This is a genomic window from Shewanella yunxiaonensis (genome assembly GCF_018223345.1).
Classification (GTDB): Bacteria; Pseudomonadota; Gammaproteobacteria; order Enterobacterales; family Shewanellaceae; genus Shewanella; species Shewanella yunxiaonensis.
Window position 1 is genome coordinate 2929608 of sequence record NZ_CP073587.1, and the last position, 23969, is coordinate 2953576.

19 protein-coding genes and 1 riboswitch are annotated in these 23969 nt (G+C 48.9%); of the genes, 8 read left to right on the forward strand and 11 right to left on the reverse strand.

Translation table 11 applies throughout. The features are described from left to right. Window positions 1-179 precede the first annotated feature (179 nt). From KDN34_RS13470 to KDN34_RS13500, 7 genes are all read left to right on the forward strand, one after another. Window positions 180-884 carry a tRNA1(Val) (adenine(37)-N6)-methyltransferase gene (locus KDN34_RS13470; RefSeq protein WP_212594236.1) on the forward strand — a complete coding sequence of 235 codons (705 nt, stop codon included), beginning with the start codon at window positions 180-182 and terminating at the stop codon, window positions 882-884. An 81-nt stretch (window positions 885-965) separates the two neighbouring features. Beyond that, window positions 966-2192: an ATP-dependent RNA helicase SrmB gene (gene srmB / locus KDN34_RS13475; RefSeq protein ID WP_212594237.1), complete on the forward strand. Its 1227-nt coding sequence runs from the start codon at window positions 966-968 to the stop codon at window positions 2190-2192. Between the two features lie 174 nt (window positions 2193-2366). Further along, window positions 2367-3578 carry an efflux RND transporter periplasmic adaptor subunit gene (locus KDN34_RS13480; RefSeq protein ID WP_212594238.1) on the forward strand — a complete coding sequence of 404 codons (1212 nt, stop codon included), beginning with the start codon at window positions 2367-2369 and terminating at the stop codon, window positions 3576-3578. Next, on the forward strand, window positions 3578-6724 hold the full coding sequence (locus KDN34_RS13485) for an efflux RND transporter permease subunit (protein WP_212594239.1): 3147 nt from the start codon (window positions 3578-3580) through the stop codon (window positions 6722-6724). Before KDN34_RS13480 ends, KDN34_RS13485 begins: the two co-directional genes overlap by 1 nt. Before the next feature lie 56 nt (window positions 6725-6780). Beyond that, entirely contained in the window at window positions 6781-7140 is a 360-nt protein-coding gene (locus KDN34_RS13490; RefSeq protein ID WP_212594240.1) for a VOC family protein, read from the forward strand. A gap of 88 nt (window positions 7141-7228) precedes the next feature. Continuing rightward, window positions 7229-7843, forward strand: a complete 615-nt coding sequence (locus KDN34_RS13495; RefSeq protein WP_212594241.1) for a TatD family nuclease-associated radical SAM protein — start codon at window positions 7229-7231, stop codon at window positions 7841-7843. A gap of 77 nt (window positions 7844-7920) precedes the next feature. Next, window positions 7921-10134, forward strand: a complete 2214-nt coding sequence (locus KDN34_RS13500; RefSeq protein WP_228730344.1) for a PAS domain-containing protein — start codon at window positions 7921-7923, stop codon at window positions 10132-10134. A 26-nt stretch (window positions 10135-10160) separates the two neighbouring features. On the opposite strand, the gene KDN34_RS13505 is transcribed toward KDN34_RS13500, so the two are convergent. The 8 genes from KDN34_RS13505 to KDN34_RS13540 form a co-directional block, all read right to left on the reverse strand. Then, the gene (locus KDN34_RS13505) at window positions 10161-11621 is read right to left on the reverse strand and encodes a hypothetical protein (RefSeq protein ID WP_228730345.1); all 1461 of its coding nucleotides are present in this window, start codon (window positions 11619-11621) and stop codon (window positions 10161-10163) included. Between the two features lie 93 nt (window positions 11622-11714). After that, window positions 11715-12215, reverse strand: a complete 501-nt coding sequence (locus KDN34_RS13510) for a hypothetical protein (RefSeq protein ID WP_212594242.1) — start codon at window positions 12213-12215, stop codon at window positions 11715-11717. Continuing rightward, on the reverse strand, window positions 12208-12681 hold the full coding sequence (locus KDN34_RS13515; RefSeq protein WP_212594243.1) for a hypothetical protein: 474 nt from the start codon (window positions 12679-12681) through the stop codon (window positions 12208-12210). The genes KDN34_RS13510 and KDN34_RS13515 overlap by 8 nt, the downstream gene beginning before the upstream one ends. Window positions 12682-12918: 237 nt before the next feature. Then, complete coding sequence (locus KDN34_RS13520) at window positions 12919-13452, reverse strand: winged helix-turn-helix domain-containing protein (protein ID WP_212594244.1); 534 nt, start codon at window positions 13450-13452, stop codon at window positions 12919-12921. 162 nt (window positions 13453-13614) lie between these two features. After that, window positions 13615-15069, reverse strand: a complete 1455-nt coding sequence (gene nhaD, locus KDN34_RS13525; RefSeq protein WP_212594245.1) for a sodium:proton antiporter NhaD — start codon at window positions 15067-15069, stop codon at window positions 13615-13617. Between the two features lie 224 nt (window positions 15070-15293). Further along, the gene (locus KDN34_RS13530; RefSeq protein ID WP_212594246.1) at window positions 15294-16031 is read right to left on the reverse strand and encodes a DUF481 domain-containing protein; all 738 of its coding nucleotides are present in this window, start codon (window positions 16029-16031) and stop codon (window positions 15294-15296) included. Window positions 16032-16369: 338 nt separating this feature from the next. Continuing rightward, on the reverse strand, window positions 16370-18526 hold the full coding sequence (locus KDN34_RS13535; RefSeq protein ID WP_212594247.1) for a S46 family peptidase: 2157 nt from the start codon (window positions 18524-18526) through the stop codon (window positions 16370-16372). A gap of 163 nt (window positions 18527-18689) precedes the next feature. Further along, window positions 18690-19874 carry an amino acid permease gene (locus KDN34_RS13540; RefSeq protein WP_212594248.1) on the reverse strand — a complete coding sequence of 395 codons (1185 nt, stop codon included), beginning with the start codon at window positions 19872-19874 and terminating at the stop codon, window positions 18690-18692. Between the two features lie 295 nt (window positions 19875-20169). Then, window positions 20170-20268, forward strand: a riboswitch (yybP-ykoY riboswitch). Between the two features lie 84 nt (window positions 20269-20352). Between KDN34_RS13540 and KDN34_RS13545 the strand changes: the two genes are divergently transcribed. Continuing rightward, window positions 20353-20910 (forward strand): TMEM165/GDT1 family protein, encoded by a 558-nt coding sequence (locus tag KDN34_RS13545; protein WP_212596662.1) that lies wholly within the window; start codon window positions 20353-20355, stop codon window positions 20908-20910. Window positions 20911-20965: 55 nt separating this feature from the next. Here KDN34_RS13545 and katB read toward each other — a convergent pair whose 3' ends face one another. From katB to KDN34_RS13560, 3 genes are all read right to left on the reverse strand, one after another. Next, window positions 20966-22426 (reverse strand): catalase KatB, encoded by a 1461-nt coding sequence (katB, locus tag KDN34_RS13550; RefSeq protein ID WP_212594249.1) that lies wholly within the window; start codon window positions 22424-22426, stop codon window positions 20966-20968. A gap of 309 nt (window positions 22427-22735) precedes the next feature. After that, a complete protein-coding gene (locus KDN34_RS13555; RefSeq protein WP_212594250.1) occupies window positions 22736-23194 on the reverse strand; it encodes a PaaI family thioesterase in 459 nt (152 codons plus the stop codon). Window positions 23195-23241: 47 nt separating this feature from the next. Beyond that, window positions 23242-23853 (reverse strand): DUF2238 domain-containing protein, encoded by a 612-nt coding sequence (locus KDN34_RS13560; RefSeq protein WP_407695772.1) that lies wholly within the window; start codon window positions 23851-23853, stop codon window positions 23242-23244. Between the last annotated feature and the right edge of the window lie 116 nt (window positions 23854-23969).

The window sequence follows — 23969 nt, forward strand, 5'->3', positions numbered from 1 at the left end:
AGCCGACCGATAGGGGCAATAGCAAGCATAGAAAAATCCTCTCAGCAGCTTTACTATTTTTACTCGGTAGTCGCAGCACTTTTCGCTAAAAGCGGCCGTTATCTTAGTGAACGCAGGACAAAATTATTCCGCCCACTTACAATGGGGTGCTGCTATTTTTGTGTTTCAGGATATTAATCGTGGGTTTTAGCTTCAAACAATTCCAAGTCGATGACAACGGCTGCGGCATGCCGGTCAGCACGGATGGGGTATTGCTAGGTGCCTGGGCACCATTACAAGCGGCGAGAAATATACTGGATATCGGTGCCGGCAGTGGCTTGTTGAGCCTGATGGCAGCACAGCGCAGTGATGCGGTTATTGATGCGGTAGAACTCGATGCTCAGGCGGCCACTATTTGTCAGGGTAATTTTAGTGCCAGCCGTTGGTGTGATCGCCTGCATCTGTATCAAAGCAGTATTCAACAATTTAACGGTATTGACGGCGGCTACGACCACATTCTGTGTAATCCCCCCTATTTTGAACATGGCCCGAAATCCTCTTCGGTGAGCCGCGCCGCCGCTCGACACACACAGCATCTGAATTTCACCGAACTGGCTCAAGCGATCGCCAGGTTGTTACAACCTGAAGGGGTCGCCAGTCTGATCCTGCCTGTCGCAAGCATCGAATCCCTGAGGCAACAATTACAATCGCAAGGGTTATTGTGCTTACAACAAACGTTAGTGAGTGCTCGTCCCGACAAAAGCCCCAACCGTTGCTTATTGCTCATTGGCTGGCACACAGTCGCCAACCTACCGTTGTCTGGCCCACTATGGATCCGAGAGGCGGATGGCCAATATTCTGCAAAGATGCGCCAACTTACCCAGGATTTTTATCTTAAACTCTAATGCTTAAACTTATCTCGCGATGCTATAAAGATCGCTGCTGAGCAGGTATACTGCCGCGCGATAATGACTGAGAGCCCCTGCATGCAATTTGAAGAGTTCGAGTTGGAGCCAGAACTGCTGGCATCCCTGAAAAACATGGGTCATAAAACCCCTACCACAATTCAGCAACTAACTATCCCGGTCGCTATGGAACAGCGGGATCTGCTAGCACATGCGCCTACCGGTACTGGCAAAACCGCCAGTTTCCTGTTGCCAGCGTTGCAACATCTGCTGGACTTCCCTCGGCGCTACCCGGGACAAGCAAGGGTGCTGGTGCTGACCCCAACACGAGAACTGGCAAGTCAGGTACATCGTTATGCCAGCCATTTAGCAACACATGTCGACCTGACCATGGGCATTGTCACCGGTGGTGTTCCTTATGGTCCTCAGGAACAAGCACTGCGTGGCAATATCGACCTGATGGTGGCCACACCTGGGCGTTTGATGGATTACCTCGACAAGGGGCTGTTTAGTGCCACCGAAGTGGAAATTCTGATCATTGACGAAGCCGACCGTATGTTGGATATGGGCTTTGCCCAAGTGGTCAAATCCATCGTGATTGAAGCGCAGAAACGTAAACAGACCATGCTGTTTTCTGCCACGCTGGAAGGTAATGGCGTACGCAACTTTGCTAACGAATTGCTAGAAGACCCGGCGGTTATTGAAGCCGAACCACCGCGCAGCGAAAAAGCCAAAATTCATCAGTGGCTTCATCTGGCAGATGATAAAGATCATAAATTTGCGTTGCTGTGTCATATCTTACGGCGCGAAGAGGTTTCCCGGGCGATTGTCTTTGCCAAAACCCGTGAAATCGTTGCCAGCCTTGAAGGCCAGCTGTTGCAGGCGGGCATTCCGGCGGCCTTTATGCGTGGTGATATGGAACAGAAAAAGCGCTTTCAGGCGCTGGGGCGCTTTACCAAGGGTGAAGTCAAAGTGTTGTTGGCGACCGATGTTGCCGCACGCGGCATCGATGTAGAAGGTATCACCCATGTGATCAATTACGATATGCCACGCACCGCCGATATTTATGTGCATCGCATCGGACGTACTGGCCGTGCGGGTAATAAAGGCACCGCTATCTCGTTGGTGGAAGCCCACGATATGCTGATCGTCAGTAAGATCGAGCGCTATACCGAACAGAAGCTGAAACGTCGTGTCATTGATGAGCTGCGTCCTAAGCACAAAGAAGCCAAAATACCCGTTAAGAAGAAGCCGCAGAAGGCCGATAAGAAAAAAGCTAATAAAAACAAAGAAAAAATTAGCAAATGATAATATAACAAGAACGAAAGGAACCTTAAGGTTCCTTTTTTCCAGGATGGCACTTACTTGTCACTATGCTGTTAGTTTTTGACACATTTTTTTTACAAAAACTCATTTATAGGTTGTAGTGACTCTGGTAATTTAGGCCGCAGATCTCGCTGCCGGTATGGACAGAAAAAGCGTATGAATATCTTTTTAAGAAGAGTACTCCCTCCCGTCATTATCGTAGTGGTTGCCGTATTGGTGGTGGGTGTTTTGCTCGCCACTAAGAAAACGCCGCCGCAAAAACCGGAAGAAAAGCCGATACCCGTTGTGGATGTGCAAACAGTGAAGCCACAAACCATGTCACTGTCGCTGGCTTCCTACGGTACCGTTAATCCTAAATATAAAACCCAACTGGTCAGCGAAGTAAAAGGTCGAATTGTTACGATCGCACCGAGTTTTGTCGCGGGCGGCATGGTGAGAGCCGGTGATGAACTAGCGGTAATCGAACCTTTTGATTATCAAGCTGATTTACGTCAAGCAGAAGCGACACTGGCGCAGAATAAAGCGGCGCTGGACGAAGAGATTGCCCGCGGGAAAGTGGCCAAAGTGGATTTTGCAGATTTCAAAGGTGTGCCACCGGATCTGGGGTTGCGCGTACCGCAGCTGAAAGAATCTCAGGCCAATGTCAAATATGCGCAAGCAGCGGTAGATCGCGCCAAGCGCAATCTGGAACGCACAGTGATCCGTGCTCCATTTGACGGGTTAGTCCGCAGTCGCAATGTAGATTTGGGTCAGTATGTATCCGTAGGTACCGAGCTCGGCGAACTCTATGACACCGCGATTGCTGAAGTTAGGTTGCCGCTGGCCAATAAAGATCTGGCCTATCTGGAATCTATCGATCATCCATTCACAGAGGTGACGCTCAGCACCCAACTCGGCGGTAAAAACATTAACTGGCGCGCCACCATCGTGCGCAGCGAAGGGGTTATTGATCCCGATAACCGCATGGTGTACCTGGTGGCGGAAGTAAAAGATCCTTATTTAAGACAATATCGCGCTCCTGGGCAGTTGCCACTGAAATTCGGAAGTTTCGTCGATGCAGCAATTCAGGGACGTACCGTTGAAGATGTAGTGAAACTGCCCAGCTATCTGGTGCGCAATAATTTGGTAGCCGTCATCGGCCCAGATAACAAGGTGGAAATGCGCAAAGTGACTGTGGTACGCACCGACCTCGATTCCGTCTATATCAAGGATGGTCTCAAGGATGGTGAGCGGGTATCACTGACAACCCTCAATAACATGAGTACCGGACAGCTAGTCAAAGTCGCCGGTGATGAAAACAAAGGTTCGTCCCATCAACCGCAAGATGCTGAAGACGCACAGCGTTTGGCGAAAGCTGGGGAACGCTGATGGAAAAAGAAACTGGAATCATTGCCTGGTTTGCGCGTAATAATGTCGCGGCAAACCTGCTGATGTGGATACTGATCATCAGTGGTCTGGTGTCCGCATTTACAATCAATAAAGAAGTGTTTCCCACTTTTGATCTGAATTACCTGCGAATTTCGGTGGCCTATCCTGGTGCGGCACCTCAGGAAATTGAAGAAGGGATCACCATTAAGATTGAAGAAGCACTGCGGGATGTCCCGGGGATCAAAAAGATCACCTCGGTTGCAGGCGATGGCGTCGGTAACGTCACCATTGAAGTGCAGGACGGCTACGATCCGAAAGACGTACTGGACGAAGCTAAACTGCGCGTAGATGCAATCTCAACCTTTCCTGCCGCCATCGAAAAGCCCAACATTTACCGCATTCGCCCTGAAAACAACGTTATCTGGGTTTCGGTATATGGCGACCTTGATCCGCATGAAATGAAAGAACTCGCGAAAACCATCCGCGATGAAATCACCAACCTGCCAGCAGTAACGCAAGCCAAGGTAACCGGTGTGCGTAACTATGAAATCGGCATTGAAGTTTCTGAAGACAAGATGCGTGAATACGGTCTGACCTTCACTGAAGTCGCCCAAGCCGTGCAGAATTCCTCGCTGGATTTGCCAGGTGGTGCGATTCGTGCGGAAGACGGCGACATTTTGCTACGTACCAAGGGACAAGCCTACACCGCTGACGATTTTGCCAAAATTGTGGTCAAAACTCGCGCCGACGGCAGTCGTATTATGTTACCCATGGTGGCACAAATCAAAGATGGCTTTGAGGAGCGCCTGGATTACACCCGTTTTGACCGCAAGCCAGCGGCCATTATTGAAGTGACCAGTATTGACGAACAGAACGCGATTGCTATCGCCGATCAGGTGAAGGCTTATGTGGCTAAACGCAAGGCAACGCTGCCCGCAGGGGCCCAACTGGATTATTGGGGCGACCTGACCCACTACCTTAAAGGTCGTCTTAGCATGATGTTATCGAACATGCTATACGGTGGTTTGCTGGTGTTTATCATTCTGGCGTTGTTCCTCGATATCAAACTGGCGTTCTGGGTCATGATGGGGTTGCCGGTGTGTTTCCTCGGGTCGCTGGCACTGATGCCGTTGGAACCGTTTAATCTGTCCATCAACATGCTCACGCTATTCGCCTTTATCCTAGTGCTCGGGATTGTGGTGGACGATGCGATCGTTATCGGCGAAAGCGCCCATACCGAAGTGGAAGAGCACGGTTTCTCAGTAGATAACGTGATCCGTGGGGCCAAGAAAGTCGCGATGCCGGCCACCTTTGGCGTGTTAACCACCATTGCGGCCTTCATCCCAATGCTGATGGTGCCCGGGCCGATGGGCATTATCTGGATCTCTATCGGTCTGATCGTGACCTTGTGTCTGAGTTTCTCACTGATTGAATCCAAGTTCATTTTGCCAGCACATTTGGCACATATGAAACAAAGCCACAGCAAACCCGGCTGGATGGGACGATTCCGGCAGGCGTTTAACAGTCGTGTACAGCATTTCATTAATCACAGCTACCGTAACTTTATGGAGCGGATGATCCCACACCGTTACAGCGTGGTCGCGGTGTTTATTGGAATTCTGCTGATCTCTATCGCCATGGTATACACCGGCAAAGTACGCTGGGTTTTCTTTCCGGATATCCCTTCCGACTTTATTCAGGTTCAACTGGAAATGGATGAAGGCAGTTCAGAAGCTAACACGCTGAAAGTGACCCAACAGGTGGAAGACGCGCTGTATGCCATGAACGACAAAATGGAAAAGGAGCTGGGCTATCCGGTGGTGAATCACAGCTTCATCAATATGGACAGTCGTACCTCAGCCTTCATCTTTGCCGAACTCACTAAAGCGGAAGACCGTGCCGTAGATGGCGTCGCGATTGCAGATGCCTGGCGGGCACAGTTGCCGGATCTGGTCGCGGTGAAGAACCTCAATATCAATGCCAGCACCAACGGTAGCAGCGGTGATATCTCGTTCCGACTGATCTCTTCAAATTTGCAGGAATTGTCTGCGGCGGCGGCTGACTTAAAACAAAAGTTGGGGACCTATGAAGGGATCTACGATATTACTGACAATTTCTCTTCCGGTAGCCACGAGATCCGTCTGAAAATCCGCCCAGAAGCGGAAGCCCTAGGCTTAACGTTGTCAGATCTGGCTCGGCAGGTACGTTACGGTTTCTATGGGTATGAAGCACAGCGTATTCTGCGAAATAAGGAAGAAGTGAAAGTAATGGTGCGTTACCCGCAAGACCAGCGACGCACCGTGGGTTATCTGGAAAACATGCTGATCCGCACCGCTAATGGTAATTCGGTACCATTCAGCAGTGTCGCATCTATCGATATTGGCGAGTCCTATAATGCGATTACCCGCGTCAACGGACGTCGCGCAATCACCATCACCGCCAATGCCAATAAGCAAAAAGTGGAGCCAGCGAAGGTTGTCAGTGAAATCCAGGAAAAATTCCTGCCTGAGTTGCAGAAGAAATATCCTGACATTTCCACCACCCTCGATGGTGCCAGTCAGGATGAACAGGATGCGGTTGTCGGTTTAGTAAAAGGCTTTATCTTTGCCATCTTTACCATCTATGCCTTGATGGCAGTTCCGCTGCGGTCCTATAGTCAACCGCTCATCATTATGTCAGTGATCCCGTTTGGTATGATTGGTGCGCTGTTCGGGCACTTAATCCTGGGGTTATCAATGAGCGTGCTAAGTTTGTGCGGTATTGTGGCGTTAGCGGGGGTAGTGGTGAACGACTCATTGATCCTGGTGGACTTTGTCAACCGCGCCCGGGAAGAGGGACATTCCACCCTCAAAGCGGCCATCAACTCCGGTTGTGAGCGTTTCCGGGCAATCATCCTGACCTCGCTGACCACCTTTGTTGGCCTAGTACCAATTATTATGGAAAAGAGCCTGCAGGCTAAAATCGTGATACCCATGGCGGTGTCACTGGCATTCGGTATTCTGTTCTCCACCGTAGTGACGCTCATTCTGGTGCCGATGCTCTATATTATTCTTGAGGACTTTAAACGAATCTTCCGTCGCTTCTTTGTATGGTGGTGGAAACCCCAGGATAAAACTCAGCAGCAGACGACTGAACAAAAATCCTGAGTAAAATGCCAGTCCTTGTGACTGGCATTTTTTTCGTCGTTATCTGGAGAGACACCATGCCTGCACATGAGAAACTTAACTATCTTGAATTTCCCGCTGTCGCACCTGATGCTACCAAAGCATTTTTTGCTGCCGTTTTCGGCTGGCGTTTTGTTGACTATGGGCCGGATTACACTGCATTTGAAGGCGCGGGCATGGATGGTGGGTTTTATCGCGCGCCCCTGGCATCAACCACCGATAAAGGTGCGGTACTGCCGGTTTTCTACAGTAGCGATATTCTCGCGACTCAGGCCAAAATTGAAGCGTCTGGCGGCAAAGTGATTAAGCCGCTGTTCTCGTTTCCTGGCGGTTATCGGTTTCATTTTCTGGAACCCAGCGGTAACGAATTTGCGGTGTGGTCAGAAACAGCTGACTAACAGCACTAAGCAATTTTCTGATCTGCATGACATTACCTGCGGCGTCACTGGGCTACACTGCCAACATTGCTTTTTATGATGTAACGTTATGACCAATCAGACCAGTGCTGCCACCCTCGTGTATGACATTCACGACAGCCGCTACCTGAACATTACAGGACGCTGCACGTTGCGCTGTCGTTTCTGCCCCAAAAATAATGGCAGTAAGCAAGTTCACCAGTATCAACTGGCACTCGATCATCAACCAACCGCTGACGAAATTATCCCGTTACTTGGTGATGTCCATCAGTATGCAGAGTACGTTTTTTGCGGCTACGGTGAACCCACCCTCAATCTGGCAACATTGCTGACTGTAGCAACTGAGATCAAACAGCGTGGCGGCAGAGTACGCGTCAATACCGATGGTCTGGGCAATCTGTTTCATCGCCGTAATATTCTGCCGGAACTCGGTCAGTGTGTGGATGCCTTATCCGTGTCACTTAATGCGCAAAATGAACAACTTTACCTGCAACATTGTATGCCTAAACTAAAAGGCAGCTGGCAGGCTGTAAATGACTTTATTCGCCTGGCCCCACAGTACATTGCCGACGTACAGGTATCGGCAATTGATGGCTTGGAAGGCGTGGATATCGCCGCCTGCCGAGCGATTGTCGATGCTGCTGGTTGTGGTTTTAAACACCGGCACCTGGGTCTGGTGGGCTGATACGCTAAGCAGGACTGGCTGTTAACTTTTTTCGTGTTAACATACCCTTCAATTACAGTCGCAGTCCAAGTAGTTTGATGTTGAAAAAAAGCCCCGCTTCTACGGACACACGGTTACTGTTCCATCTCCGAGGAGTCCACTGGTCCCGCCAACGGTTACTGGCAATAGCCAGCCAGCTGAGCATGCTGGTCATCACCGTATTTCTGATCACCAATGTGTTAATCACATTAGGCGAACGTCAGGTGCAGAAAGAATGGGCAGTGCAGCGATACAGCGAGCTACAGACGATTGGCACATTGCTGGCCGATAAAATCTCATTTCAGCAATTTCGTACACAGATGTTCTCCCGTGCTGAACCACTTAAGCACTTTCTCAATACCCCCGGCCATCAGGAAGAACAGCATCTGCTTCAAAGCTGGCAAAGCCTGAAAAGCAATATCCCAGAACTGATGGATATTGCCTTGTATGACGCTAACGGTAAATTCCGTCTGGCCAGCAGTGGTAATTTCAGTAACACACCGCTCTCAAAAGCCTTGCTCGATAGCACGCAGAGTATGGGCGGGGATGATATCTATACCTCTAATGTAGAGTTTGCGCCGGTAGATGACCGACTTGAACCCTATGTCATGCAGATGGCGTGGTTGGAAAATGCAGATCAGAGCGTTCGGGGTTACCTGGTCACCTACAACTCGCTGAGTCAGATGTTGCAATCGATCAAACCCGCGTTTTCCAGTAACGATTCACCGATGTTGTTGCTCGACAATCAGGGACAACTCTATGCAGGCGCCTCCAATCTGGACCCCTTACCGGGTATCCCGGATACCCTTGGTAGTAGCCTGCGGCAAAGTTATCCATTGTTGTGGCGTGATCTGGCAAACAATAATTTTGGCGAGTTTCATGGGGCCTTGGCATCATTTGTCTATTTGAAAATTTCATTAGCCTCCGCCAGCCAACATGACGCCGACTACCTGCTACTGTCGTATATTCGCAATGAAGACATCAGTGAACGTTTTGCACAATGGCGTAATATTCTGCTCGTCACCTCGGTGATAGTGACGCTACTGGCGGCGCTGACCATCTTACTTATCCATCTGTTCCGACTGGAACAACGAGCTCGGTTGGGCAGCATTCGCCTCGCCGATGGGCTGTTCCGTGCCGATTACGGCTGTTTGCTGATCAATGACTCGGGCCGCATAGTGTGTGCCAACGACACTGCTGCCACCATTTTGAAACAGCGCCAGCAAGATATTGAGAATCGGAGTCTGCAAAAATTATTGGAGCAGGAGCAACAATGGTATGACGATGTGCGGCATCAGTTGCAACAAAACAATGTATGGCAAGGCGAAGTGCAATTGCAGGCGCTGGATAACATGGTGTTGCATTTCAATATCCGCATTATCGGTCAAGGCAGCGATGGCTATGCGCTCATCTCCTTTGAGGATATCAGTGAGCTCAAACAGGTGCGGCAGGACGCTTTTCTCAATCAACTGCTGAGTGACTCAGCGGTAGCCACTGCGCTGCTGACCCCTAAAGGCAATTTAGTTCGGGTCAATGAAGCTTTTGACCAGATGCTGCAACTGGATGGTAATCTCGAACATACACTCACAGAATTGCTGCAGAACGACTTGGATAAGCAATGGCCGCGCATTATGCAGTCAGTTGCCACACATGGTTTATGGCAAGGGCAGATCCTTTGCCAAGATAAACGACCCGGGTGTTTACAGGCAACCCTCAAGAGTTACCAGGACAGTGATGGCGAACTGAGTTATCTGATCTGTACGCTGGAGCGCGCGAGCAACATCCGTGAACTTCCCGGGCCTAAAATCCCTCATCGCATCAAAGTGATGCCTGAGCCGGATGATTTGGACAACTTTTTTAACGCCATGTCGCCACAGGAACAGCAACATAGCTGTCTGATGGTGCTGGATATCAGTCCGGAAGCGTTATTGAGTCATATGAGCGAAATTGAATCGCTGGAAACTCGCCAGCAACAGGTGGAAACGCAAGTACTGGCGGACTTACCGCGGGGTTACCAGATAGCCAACCTACAACTCGGTAAAATTGCGGTGTTATTACCCAATACGGATGCCACTGCCAGTCACCATTTTGCGGCTCAAGTACTGGAAAACCTTGGACAACATGGTCTTGCGAATGGCGTTTGTATTGGCATCGCCGCTTATGTAGCCGGACAATCGCTACAGCAGTTTCTCAAAAATGCTGAAGTGGCGCTCAAGCGCGCCAAACAAAGCGGCGAACGCAATATCTGTCAGGCGTTTACCCGCCAGGCATAAACGCAAACGGTGACGAAACCAGCCGGCTAACTCAGCTCTCGGGGCGTTGTGCTGTCATCCAGCCGGGTGGTTGCCGCTGGCAGCGTCGCTTCGTCCACTAGCTCATCAATTATCGGCAAAGTATCGGGGATCTCGCTCATACTCAAATCGACAATCTGCGACCAATTCATCGTGATTTTAAAACGCGCGTATTGTGGCGGCTGCTTTTCCTTACGGCACACCACGACCAGATTTATCTGATAACGCCGCTCGACCGCTTCGGACGAAATCGTGCCGTCCTGCTCGGAATAAATCTTATCTTTACCGCGTTCCAGATAGCGGGCAAACGGCACCAGACTGAACACCACCTGCTCTTGTATGGTGTTATAACCCGAGAGGAAATCCGTATCTTCCACTTTGGTGCTGATACCATAATGCAGAATTTCTGCTTCGACTTTATTCTGGCTGTGACGTTGCCGCAAAATCTCTTGTACCGCCTCAGGGAGATCTTTCTGGCGCATAAATTCGAGCCAGACCAGCTGACGTGCAATCAAGTTCTGCGTGGTGGTGTCACGCAAGATTCGGCTCCAGCGTGGGCGACCGCGCTGCACATAACGCCACATGGCATTACGAACATCATCCTTGAAAATTTCACGGGCGCCGTAGATTAAGGCCAATACCAGTACCATCACCATGGTCACACCGTTAAACACGCCTTGAGCCTTAATAATTAACGATGACACCACCAACATCACCAAGGCAGTTGCCACCCCCGTTGTCAGCTTCTTCAAGCCAACACCTAAGGGTTTTAACTCCTCTTTAAGCACAACCCCCTGCTGGATTAAGCGTCTGAGCAACAGCATCTTGTTAGCGATGCGGTTAGGCTCTTTCATGGTTTGTGACGAGTTGTATTTGTGGTTTTCGCGGTGATGTTGCTCCATGTGACACAAAGACAATACCTTGTCACGGATGTGCTGATACTGCTCATCTTGGGCAGCATCAGCCAACAGCTTCAGCAATTGCTGCTGGCAAAACCATGACAGATAATTATCCGCATTTTCAAAGTAATGCTTCCATTTCGTATCCGCCGGAGCATTGCGTCGGAAACGCCGCAGTAAGGTGGCACAATGGACCGTCAGTTCGTTGAGATCCTGATAAAACTGCTGCACATCCTGTTGGCGAGAAAGCTCTTTAGCATCGTTTTCCATCGCCACCACAAATTGGTAGGCGAACAGATTCATATACAAGCGATATTCTTCCAGCGTGCGCTTTTTCTGACTGATGAAGCGAGATTGCACCAGCGGCAGATGCAGCCCTTCTGAATAATAGGAGCGTCGTCCTAACACAGCACTGAAGTAATATTCCTCTTCATTCAGACTTTGCGGGCCAATACCCATCTCTTTGGGCAATGAAAAGTACAGATCAAGCTTACGCCGTTCACCGACCCCTAACAGATGGCTGAATTTGATCGAAAGTTGTTCTTCCTGCTTGATGCGTAATTTGGACACGCTGGATTATTTCCCCACAAAATGCTTAGGAATCATTATGCTAGTTTAACAAGACTGGAAGAGAATAACGGGTTTAGCGCGCGATAGGAAGGATCATTGTTGCAGGCGACAAGCGTAAACCCCATTACCGGGCTGAACTCTGATGGCGGCAAAATGCTGCTTATCGTCTGCATCCAGCACTTCTAAGGTCATCTTGTGGACTGCGTGCTTTTTAAGATTAACATCGGTGATATATGACAGGAATCGCATGTGCTCCGGAGTCGGTCCGTCACCCTGCTGTTCTTGTTTGTCATTGACCGCTATCTGGTAGTTCACCCCGGCGGCACCTCTGGTAATCTGTCCGCGTAGCAGGACACTGCCAGCAGGTGAACCATTGGTGTTGAAGTAGCGATAGTTGATCAGCGCATCGTGCCCAGTTGCCTGTAAATCTAACAACAGAAAATATTTACTCTGTTGTTGCTCATCATGGTCATAAAGTTCAGAACTGCAATTGAGCAGTAATTGTCGCGCTTTATGTTGGCCACTATAAAAGCCGTTAGCGACGGCAACTAATGCTATTAACGCCAGCAGCAGCCAAGGCCAGGCTTTAGTCACAGAGATGAACCTCTTCAAGCCACTGTTGATTGATAAATCCCATCTGCCGGCCACTATCTCCGGCTTTGATGTTGCGTAATATCAACCGACCATTACGTTCCCCTTTGAGGGTAATGTTCAATATCTTCTTTTCCAGCGATATTGACAGGTAAACCTGTTCCCATGACGATTTATGGCACTGCATCAGCGCTGCTGAAACCGTATCAGCAGCCGACTGCAACAGGTGGTTATTCACTCTGGAATCGGCAAACTGCAACAGCATAATCGATTGTCCGGACGTCAGGGTTACAGTCTGCTGAGCCAACGGCAAGACCGCATCGCTCACCGGAAACTTCTTGATGAAATAGACACTAATACTGAGCATCAGCAACAGCAACACAACCACCATCACCAAACGTGGTGCCGGATTGATTTGCTCGCGCAGCATATATTTGTTCGGCTGCGACTGTGACAGTGAATTAAGCATAAATTTCTGATTCGTTTCCATTAGCAACACAATGTTCTGGCAAAGGCACCCGATAAAGGTTTTTGCCATTGGCGATCAGTATAGGCAGTGATAACTACTGGTACTGTGATCGTCGTAACCTCAAATGATGGATTTTAGTGATCAATTTGCGAAATAGTGATCCACGCCAAAGCTTGGAAATTTATGTTGACTGGCACTAGCTTTAGCAGAAGTTGTGAGCCTCGAGACGCGCTGAATTTATTGATTTAGCGCTGATAATAAGTGGCATTGATGATCGCTATGTGCAAATAACGGCAGCATGGCGTCCTGCAACTCAGTGCCGGAATACAGCCATAACGCAGAAGTCTGCGGCCACCATAATGGCAATTGCACCGGCAACTGATGCCAAAGCATCGTGACTGCCAGCAAAGTGACCAAAATGATAGTGCAGTAATGATTCCAAGAAATGGGTAACCCACCAAACCAGCTAGCACGAAGCTGAGTCTTGACATGTTGATGCAAAATAAATCCTTCACTCGCGACCTTTTGCAGCAACACCCCACGGACATCATCCAGCTTTTGTTGCAAGCGTTGGATACTGCGATCCAGCAGCTGCTCATTAGGATGCCCCAGTATTTGCAACAACTGAAACCTGGACACGACTTTATCCCGTTGCTGGATCAGTTCAGCCAAAATACGCCGTTCAGCAACACTCAGCCGTTTATGAACATCCCCTACTAATGCCTGCAGTTCACCTAATTGTGCCGAGTACCAATAATTACCGAGTTGCATAAATCACCTGCCAATATCATTGCAGTGATTATAAAGAGCAACGGCGCCGAAACTGAGAGATCCAGCACGGCGCCGCAGACTTTGACTGAGAAGCGTGATCCTCTTCTCAGGCTTTCGAGCAGTATGAAATACTGTCGAAATATTTTTCAAACAATTAGTTAACTAAAACAAACCACTGTTGAGCAGGCGATGCACCACGATACTGGCGATATAGCCTAAAGCAATGGCTGGGGTCCAACGCAGATGCGAACCAAAGGTATAAATACCGCGCGCTTGTCCCATCAAGGCCACGCCAGCAGCACTACCGATAGATAACAAACTACCACCAACACCGGCGGTCATGGTGACCAGCAACCATTGGCCGACTGACATATCCGGGTTCATGGTCAATACCGCAAACATCACAGGAATGTTATCTACCACAGAAGACAGCACACCAATAGCGACGTTGGCATAAGTTGGGTTCCAGTGGCCATACAGAGTCTCAGAAACGCTTGCTAGATAACCGATAAAGCCCAGACCGCCCACACACATGATCACACCATAGAAGAACAGTAAAGTGTCCCACTCGGCGCGAGCAATACGGGAAAACACATCAAATGGCACCAGTTCACCGACATTTGCCAGACGCTTGGTATCATGTTCAGCTTCCGCTTCTTTACGAATGCGTGCGACAGCCTTATCGAAGTTACGACGCAGATAGAAGCCAAAGCACTGTAACAGCCCCAGACCTGTCATCATACCGAGAACTGGTGGCATCCCCATGAAGGAGTGAGCACACACCGCCAAGAAGATAGTAAACAGGAACAACAGCACAATGCGGCGAGCACCGGGTTTCATGTGTACTTTTTCAACCACTACATCGCTGGTATGGTTAGAAATAAAGAAGCTCATGATCGCTGCAGGTACAACGAAGTTAACCAACGCCGGAATAAACAGATCGAAGAACTGAGAAAACTGTACAACCCCTTTCTGCCAAACCATCAGCGTGGTGATATCACCGAATGGACTAAATGCACCGCCGGCGTTAGCACCAACGACAATGTTGATACAGGCGACGGTGATAAAGCGCTTATCATCACCCGCCATTTTCATTACCACAGCACACATCAGCAATGCAGTGGTCAGGTTGTCAGCAATAGGTGAAATGAAGAATGCCAGGAATCCAGTGATCCAGAACACCTGTCTTAGCGTAAAACCTTTGCTCACCATCCAGGCGCGCAAACCATCGAACAATCGCCGTTCTTCCATAGCGTTGATATAGGTCATCGCCGCCAATAAGAACAGGAATAGCTCGGCATATTCCATCAAATCATCTCTGAACGCGGTTTCTGCAATATCAGGCATACCGTGTTGAGTATAGATAAAACCGATCACACCCCAGATCAAACCCGCCGCCACAATCACTGGCTTGGATTTTCTGATGTGTAATTTTTCCTCCATCATGACCATCAGATAAGCGAGGACAAACATCGCGATCGCGAAATAGCCTACGCCGGAGTGGGTCAGTGATAACTGTGCCTCAGCTTCAGTACCTGCCAAAACGGCGGGAGAAACCATGGCCAGCAAGCACGCCAGAACGACTGCAGGTCCTCGGTACATATGCTTCAACTTCATTTTTATCTCTCATTATGGGATAGGATTTATTATTAGAAACTACCATCGTCCCGGATCGGCACAGCTCATTAGACTGCAACTTCTGGTGACTCGGCATAGCAGATAATCTGTGATCCAGCCACGCGATCAACTGTTTTTTGTGGTCACAATCCCATGCTGAGACCAAGATCACAAAGGCACCATCAGGTGCCTTTGAGTTGATCACAGAATAAGCAGCCAGAAACTCAGAATGAGTACAGCAACGTCATGTTGGTTTCAGTGTCAGTGCTTTTCTTATCATCTAGCGGATCACTGTTATAACGGACTATCACTGCAAATTTCATTGCCAATGAGCCGATGATATTGGCGGTAATGGAGGTTTCCGAACGGGCATTCAGTTTATCACCATAATCAGCTACAAACATCTGCTTAAATTTAGAAGTTTTACTGATTTCCACTTCGTAATTCAGTACGCCGTGGGCAACCCAACTACTATCAGAGGTATAACCTAGGTCCTGTTGCTGCTCGCTATCTAACCGCTGGTATTGATAACCTGGACCAATCTCACCATCAAGAAAACTACCGCTGCCCTGGAAAATACGATAACCATAACCAGCTGCGGTGTTGAAGGTGTAATCGTATCCCGTAAACGGATCGACTTCATAGCTGCCAGTCGCAAACATATAACTGCGGCCATCGAACTTGTAATTTCCCTGAGCACTACCAACATAACGTTTAGCAGTCACAACATTGGTGTCTTCTTTATAAAGGCCTTCAAGTACATACTGATTTTCCCACTTCCCAAGTTCCTGTTTTAAGGCCAAACGGCCTTTTATTGAAGTGGTGTCAGTGTTACCTGTGGTTAATGTCGCTCCCATCTCGGCCTCACCGGCAAATGTGGCGTCACCTTTCACAAAGTCAGATGCCGCATAAGCGGAAGGGGCAAAGGCAACCAACGCTGCCATCCCAAGCAGTGATTTCATATACTTCTCCAATCGCACTAAATTTGTCAATTTCGGCGATACTTTAACATTTATTCGTAAAAACTGTGAACCAAGTTACATTTGTTTACCTTTTGTGGCACAAAAGTCAGCTAAAAACTGCTTTATGTATATTAAAAATATCTTTTAGATACCTGTAGTTGCTTCATCCATATATCGCTGTATGACCACTTGAAATAAAACTTAGATAAAAACCACCATCTAACGCATATTCTAAAGCGATGATTGCTGGTAAATGGTTAACGGTAATGGAGTAATAAAGTAACAAGCCCCAGCAATCAGACTTGCCAGGGCTTGAGCGATGCAGCGGAAGCATGTGATCAGTGAGTGATCACCATTTCATCCAATAGATTATCGGCATGGTCAAGATACTTCATCACCCACAGCATATAGCGGCTATCCAAATGAATTGAGCGGTTGATATTATCGTCATAATTCCAGTCACCGATAATGCTCTCGTATACCCCGTCAAACAGCAGCCCCACCAGCTCTGCCCGACCATTCAGTGTCGGCGAACCAGAGTTCCCCCCAGTGGTGTCCACTGTTGACAGGAAGTTAACGGGCACTGAATCCAATGACTTGACATAGAAATCCCCGTAGGCTTTGTCTTTGATCAGCTTCAGCTCTGCCTTGGGCGCATCAAACGGTTCAATTCCGGTGTCTTTCTGGGTAATTCCCTGCAAGCGGGTAAACGGCGTGGCATACAGACCATCTTTAGGAGAATAGCCCTTCACGTTACCGTAGGTAACCCGCAAACTGGAATTAGCATCGGCATATACAGGTTTGCCCTGGCTCTGATAGTAGGCGATGATCGCCGCCATATATTGTGGCCGTACTTTCATCAGTTCCCCGTCCAACTGTTTGTTGGTGTCACGCAGTTGCTTATTAGTGTCATACATGGCCACCGCAAAGCGGATCATCGGATCTTTAGACTGTTCAAACGCAGCCACGGACTTGTCCATCCAGCCCAATCTGACACGCTTATCAGCCAATGTTGTCGCCGCGTACATTTGGTCCAATTGCTGTTGTAGTTGTTGCAGATCCAGTTTGTCCTGAATACCGAAGAACTTATCCAGCGCGGGTAAACGGTCAGCCGCAGGTAACGCAGCATAGCGTTTCAATAGTTCCAGAGTCATTGCCTTATCCACTGTTGCCGCATAACGCCGATCAATGCGTTCGAGCCCAGAGGTGAAACGATTCATATCACGCTGTTGGAACCCAGGTTCCCGTTGCATATCCGGCAACTGTTTTTCATGGGCCAAACGCAGCAAACGTTCGGCGGTCGGTAACATGGTGGTATAGCCAAGGTAACCGAGGATCAGATCCCGCTGTTGATGTTGCTGTCCCTGCTGCACCAGCGTATCCAGTTGATGGAGCACTTGACCATACAGCTGCTCACGTTGTTTATCTGCCGCCAACCACTGCTGCAGCTGCTGCTCCTGCGCTTTTTTGTCATGCAGCATCGAAGACTTGCCATAAAACTCTATCATGGAGGTAAAGTTTTTGGCGTAGTTTGCCAATCCCGCCAGCATGCTTTCGTACTTGATCCGTGCTTCACTACCTTCTGCGGCAGTATCGCGGATGATGTTGATCAGTGTTTCTCGCAGTACTTTGGCAGCTGGATAGTAGTACTCAAACTGGTTCTGTACTTCTTCCGCGGTACGATAACGATTGGTACGCCCTGGATAACCGGCCACCATGACAAAGTCTCCATCAGCAACGCCTTTAGCCGAAACTTTCAGGAAACTCTTTGGCTGATAAGGCACGTTATCCAGGCTGTAATCCGCCGGTTTGCCATCCTTGCCAACATAAGCGCGGTAGAAGGAAAAATCACCGGTGTGACGTGGCCACATCCAGTTATCAACATCACCACCATATTTACCCACGCTGAGCGCTGGGTTATACACCAGCCGCACATCACGAATCTCCAGCTGTTTCACCAGATAATATTCCAGCCCACCATGAAAACTGTATACCTGACAGCGGTAACCGGCAGCCTGCTCACAATCGGCAACCAGACTCTTCTCAGCCATCTCAACCGCAGTGTAAAAGTCGGCCCCAGTCAACTTGGCGGTATGCTGATTGACTTTATCCGTCACATTCGTCACCGCCTCAGTAACATAAACGCGAGAACCAGGCGCGGCGGGGAGTTCTTCTTTCAGCGAATGAGCCAGAAAGCCATTCTGCAACAAGTTTTTTTCCGGAGTGGAATTGTATTGAATCGAGCCGTAGGCACAGTGGTGGTTAGTCACGACCAAGCCTTTGGGCGACACAAAAGACGCAGTACAGCCGCCAAGGCTAATCACCGCATTCATTGGGAATTCTGTCAGTTTTGAAATGGACTTAGGATCAATCTCCAATCCTTTAGCTTTCAATTGCTCTGCCATTGCCGGTAACTGGTCGGGCTGCCACATTCCTTCATCTGCGAGTGCAGTAAAGCTGGCAATCACGGTGCCAGCGAGAATTAGTTTTCTCATTAATTTCAGTTCCTTTGGAAAATTTGATCACTACCCAGGCAAATCACAGACAATAAAAAAGCCGGGCCTGGCCCGACTTTAACAAAAACACAACAGTACAACAGCAGTCTGACAAACTCGCTTACAAGGCTGTCATTGAGGAAAAATCCCCTTACAAATATCCTCAGAGTGCCGCGTATAACTGCGCCACAATAATGATCACACCAAGCAAGCTAAGCAACCATAGTGCAGGCTTACCGCCACCCACCTGATAACCTTCCTTGTCACAGGTACGTTGTTTCAAGACAATCAGTACCGGCAAGAACACCGTAATCACTACCAGAGGAATTGCGGCGAAGCCTAACAGTGAGATAAATCCTGGTGCATATAATGCGACAACCAAAGGCGGAATAAAGGTCAACAACCAGGTTTGTAAACGACCACTGAACGTATTTCGGGCACGGATCAGTTCCGCATTAAAATCAAACAGACTTAAGGTTACACCGAGGAATGAAGTAATCAGCGCCAGATCCGCAAACAATCCAATAATCTTACCAATCACAGGTTGTGCAGAAATCTCCTGCAATGCGCTGATCATTTTTGCCAGCGAACCGTTGAAACTAGCAATAGCATCACCACCAACGGTGCCAAATGTCACCAATAACCACAGCACATAGCAGAACAGTGGCAACGTTGAACCAATCAGCAACACTTTACGTAATGAAGGGACATCACCTTTCAGATAACCGACTAAGGTTGCAATACAGACGTGAAAGCCAAATGAGGTAAACATCACCGGTATGGCACTCAGCCACACGCCCGTCATCGAGTCAGTGGCGGCCTTTGCAGCTAAACTGCTGTAACTCACTTCCGGCATCAAGAATACCAGTACCAGTACCAATGCGATGATCATGGCCGAGAACAGTGCCCGAGACACCTTATCGACCCAATGCACCCCCAGCGCAGCGAAACCGCCCAGGAATACCGTAAACAATAACACTGAGGAATGACTGCTCAGTTGCAAACCAAACCAGGCATCAGCTTTTTTACTTAACAGATCAGCACCACCACTGAGGTAAGCGGCAGTCAGTGCAAACAGCAAGCTGAGAAACGATAGACTTTGCACCACCTGACCGGCGCGACCGAGAGATTTACCGGTTATCGTGTGCAGGTTGTCACCAACACCAGAATGCAAGTTCACTTCCAGCATCAATAACGCGATAAAGGCAGACATGGCCCATATCACTAGCATCAGGAATATCGCAGGGATAAGGCCCATTGCGGCAGTTGCCATAGGTAAGGCCAGCATACCAGCACCAATCGCGGTACCGGCGACGATCGCAATCGATCCAATTATTTTAAGATTCACGGAATAGGTCCTGTCTTTAATTGTTATTTTTTTACTAATTGTTATTTTTTAGCGGCCGGATTTTCCATTGTAGGGAGCGGGTACAGTCAGCAAGATGCGAACAGCATTTACGGATGTGCTTCCGAAAAATCGACACAGATTTGACATTATCAGAGCAATTTGCTGCAAGCAAGAACTGATTTAGCCTTAAAATCGTAAAAAATATTGTCATTTATGCAAACAATCTGCAATTTTGATTTTGTTACCGAGAATTTAAGGGTTGTTAAGCATAGCGTTCTGGATATAATGGTCGCCTCTCTAGTTCTTGGGGGAGTAGCCGACCTGTTAATCACAGGGGCATTCATCAACAGACTTGGCCATATGCCATGGTGAATGCAGCAAGCCTGACTTGCCTGGCAAGACCTGAGCACAGCGCACCATTTAACAGGGGTGAATGGCGTGTTGTGCCCGGTTAAAGGTCACCCCTGAGGATCTCATCTTGGAAGCGCTGTTCACTTCTGCTCTTACTGTCTCTGTTGCTGAAATTGGTGACAAAACCCAGTTATTGGCATTGCTATTAGCCGCAAGATTTAAAAACAAAACGGCCATTATCAGCGGTATTCTGTTGTCAACACTGGCCAACCACTTTATGGCCGCGTGGTTGGGTCATTGGGCTATCGCGTGGTTAACACCAGAAGTCGCTCGTTATCTGATTGCATTCAGTTTCTTCGCCATCGCCTTATGGATATTAGTGCCGGACAAAGCCGACGATGAAGATAGCCGTTTCTATCGATATGGTCCTTTTTTAGCAACCTTCGTGCTGTTCTTCCTGGCCGAGATGGGTGATAAAACCCAGATTGCCACAGTGGTGCTGGCAGCTAAGTTCCACAATCTGCCATTAGTGGTAGTAGGGACCACGTTGGGAATATTGTTAGCCAATGTGCCCGTAGTGCTCGCAGGCTCCTTTGGTGGCAGCAAGCTGCCGGTTAAGCTGATCCACCGAGTCTGTGCGGTGCTATTCTTGCTGCTGGGGATTGTCACCTTAGTCTGGCATTGATCGGCTAATGAGCTAAAAAGCCCGTCACTGACGGGCTTTTTAGAATTAACGAAGCTTAAAGCTCCAGTTGCCGACGAATCCGTTCGCCATAATCAGCATCAGCTTTGGTGAAGTGTTCCACCATCTGTTGTTGTACATCATGGCTCACCTGACTCAGGGTGCCACAGATGTTGCTGACTAAACGTGCCTTTTCTTCTTCGCTGAATAACCGATATAGATTGCCTGCCTGGGTATAGTCGTCTTGATCATAACGACTGTAGCGACTGGCCTCGCCTTCCAAACGCAACGGCGGTTCTTTGAACATCTCGGCATCAATCAAACCATTCACTGTAGAATTAGGCCCATAGTTTGGGCTGGCGTCGGCGCCAGTTTGGCTATGATGATACGGGCACTGAGTTCCCGCCATCGCCCCCGCACGCTGGTGATGATTGGCCGCTGCCGCATGCGGGCAGTTCACGGGCAGCTGATTGTAGTTAGCGCCGACCCGATAACGTTGGGCATCGGCATACGCAAACAACCGCGCTTGGAGCATTTTGTCCGGTGAGGCGCCAATGCCAGGCACCAGATTACTTGGTGCCAATGCCGCTTGTTCGACTTCTGCAAAGTAGTTTTGCGGTAAGCGATTCAGTTCCAATATGCCCACCTCCATCAGCGGGTAATCCTTGTGCGGCCAAACTTTGGTCAGATCAAATGGATTAATATGGTAATGATTCGCATCGGCCTCAGGCATTATCTGCACCTGTAATTTCCAACGCGGGAAATGACGATCAGTGATTGCGGCCACCATATCTCGCTGCGCATGATCCGGGTCGATACCCTTTACAGTCGCGGCCTGGGCCTCGGTCAGATTGGCAATGCCCTGCTCACTCTTAAAATGGAATTTCACCCAGAAACGCTCACCCTGACCATTCCAGAAGGAAAAGGTGTGTGAACCATAGCCATGCATGTGCCGATAGTTGGCGGGAATACCGCGATCAGACATCAATATCGTTACCTGATGCATTGACTCTGGGTTCAATGCCCAGAAATCCCACATTGCTTGCGGATCTTTCAGGTTGGTCTGAGGGTTGCGTTTTTGTGTATGAATAAAGTCGGGAAATTTAATACCGTCCCGTAAAAAGAAGGTTGGCGTGTTGTTACCGACGATATCGTGGTTACCGCGAGCCGTATAAAAACGTACAGCAAAGCCTCGCGGGTCACGCTCGGCATCTGCCGACCCCATCTCCCCACCCACGGTCGAGAAACGCGCGAATACTTCCGTTTGTTTACCAACACCATTGAAATGATCGGCAATCGTATAACGGCTCAGATCATTGGTCAGGGTAAAAGTGCCGTAAACACCGGTGCCTTTGGCATGCACCACCCGCTCCGGAATACGTTCACGATTGAAATGAGCCAGTTTTTCAATTAAATGAAAATCTTGTAACAACAGTGGGCCGCGTTCACCAGCAGACAGTGAATTCTGATCATCTGCTACGGGGGCACCATTCTGGCTGGTAATGAAATGCTGTGTCATCTTGTGCTCCTTACGATTTTTTCTGGTTTAACCAAAGTTCGATCAAATCAACGATTGTGGCCATGTTGCACTCCTTAAACGACGTTAATGGGCATCGCGGCGTTGAGAAGATAATAGAGAACCCAGCAAAACCAATAAAACGATTAAAACTGATTATCACAATTCATTTACTGAATTAAATTTGAAACAGCACGACTTAACCGATGTTCATAATTGTAGAAGTCACGGCCATCAGTGACGGTGAAAAATCTCGACACACTGAAATGAAGAAAGCAGCCTGCGGCTGCTTTCTGGTAGGCAATGGTGGCGTTAGCCCGCGTTTTTGGTATCGGGGCGTTTAACAACGGCGGCGGTCATCCGTGAAATACAGGTGAGTTCATCCGCACTATTAAAGATTTTCACTTCCCAGACGGAAGTGCGCTTACCTAAATGGATTGGACGGGCAATAGCCTTGAGCTCACCATTACGCGCAGCCCGAATATGATTGGCATTGATCTCCTGCCCGACACAGAAATAGTGTTCAAAATCCACCGCAAAATTGGCGGCATAACTGGCGACGGTTTCGGCCAACACCACATTTGCGCCACCATGCACCATACCGATAGGATTATGAATCGCCGGCGATGCGGGCATGGTTGCTACCAGATAATCATCGCCAATCTCGGTCACTTTGATGCCCAAAGTCTGCATTAGCGTGCCTTTGCCCCCCTGTCCCAGATCCAGACGGGCACAGTCATCAAGGGTGATCTCTCTGAACCAGATACTCATAGCTTAATAGTTCCTGTTGTCATACTGCCGGACAGTGTAACGCCTGATTACTTGGCAGATATAGCCAATTCGGCTAATTGACGATCATGCAGCTTGGATAAGCTGAGCACGGCACAAATCGCGCCAATCAGCGCAAACAGCATATCTGACTGTGTATCCCAGACATATCCCTGAGTACCAAGGAATGCTTCAGCGCCATCATTGGTTAACACCGCCACCCACCATTCCACCAACTCATAAAATGCCGACAGCGCCAAAGCAAAACAGCAGCACAGAAAATTACACCAGCGACCTCGCGGTAACACCTGTTTACGCAGCAGCACCTCGCGGGCAATCATCGCCGGAATAAATCCCTGCGCGAAATGGCCTAACTTGTCATAGTTATTGCGTCCCCAACTAAACCAGTCAGATAACCAGTCGAATAATGGCACCTGGGCATAGGTGTAATGGGCACCGACAAACAGCACACAACAGTGCAGCAGGATCAGCACTGATAATAAGCTTGTTAAGGGAAATACTCGCCGGCACCACAGCAGGATAGGAACCGCTAGCAGTGCCGGAGCGGCTTCCATCCACCAGGTAAAGCCATCATGAGGCTGCCATGCAGACCACGACAGCACCATTGCATAAAACACTAGCCAGATCAGCGGATTTTTCAATTTTCGCCTCAACTTGCAAATTGTTCATGAACAAAAATAAACACTTCAGCCATCCGGACCTCCACATGTGCAAAAAAAGGTGCTAACGTGATCCTACAGCTTGGGGAAGCTTAACA

What these genes read in the sequence shown, in the direction of transcription:
- srmB (WP_212594237.1), top strand. Translation starts at nt 966, where the DNA reads ATGCAATTTGAAGAGTTCGAGTTGGAGCCAGAACTGCTGGCATCCCTG.
- KDN34_RS13480 (WP_212594238.1), top strand. Translation starts at nt 2,367, where the DNA reads ATGAATATCTTTTTAAGAAGAGTACTCCCTCCCGTCATTATCGTAGTG.
- KDN34_RS13485 (WP_212594239.1), top strand. Translation starts at nt 3,578, where the DNA reads ATGGAAAAAGAAACTGGAATCATTGCCTGGTTTGCGCGTAATAATGTC.
- KDN34_RS13490 (WP_212594240.1), top strand. Translation starts at nt 6,781, where the DNA reads ATGCCTGCACATGAGAAACTTAACTATCTTGAATTTCCCGCTGTCGCA.
- KDN34_RS13495 (WP_212594241.1), top strand. Translation starts at nt 7,229, where the DNA reads ATGACCAATCAGACCAGTGCTGCCACCCTCGTGTATGACATTCACGAC.
- KDN34_RS13500 (WP_228730344.1), top strand. Translation starts at nt 7,921, where the DNA reads ATGTTGAAAAAAAGCCCCGCTTCTACGGACACACGGTTACTGTTCCAT.
- KDN34_RS13515 (WP_212594243.1), bottom strand. Translation starts at nt 12,681, where the DNA reads ATGCTTAATTCACTGTCACAGTCGCAGCCGAACAAATATATGCTGCGC.
- KDN34_RS13520 (WP_212594244.1), bottom strand. Translation starts at nt 13,452, where the DNA reads ATGCAACTCGGTAATTATTGGTACTCGGCACAATTAGGTGAACTGCAG.
- nhaD (WP_212594245.1), bottom strand. Translation starts at nt 15,069, where the DNA reads ATGAAGTTGAAGCATATGTACCGAGGACCTGCAGTCGTTCTGGCGTGC.
- KDN34_RS13530 (WP_212594246.1), bottom strand. Translation starts at nt 16,031, where the DNA reads ATGAAATCACTGCTTGGGATGGCAGCGTTGGTTGCCTTTGCCCCTTCC.
- KDN34_RS13535 (WP_212594247.1), bottom strand. Translation starts at nt 18,526, where the DNA reads ATGAGAAAACTAATTCTCGCTGGCACCGTGATTGCCAGCTTTACTGCA.
- katB (WP_212594249.1), bottom strand. Translation starts at nt 22,426, where the DNA reads ATGACACAGCATTTCATTACCAGCCAGAATGGTGCCCCCGTAGCAGAT.
- KDN34_RS13555 (WP_212594250.1), bottom strand. Translation starts at nt 23,194, where the DNA reads ATGAGTATCTGGTTCAGAGAGATCACCCTTGATGACTGTGCCCGTCTG.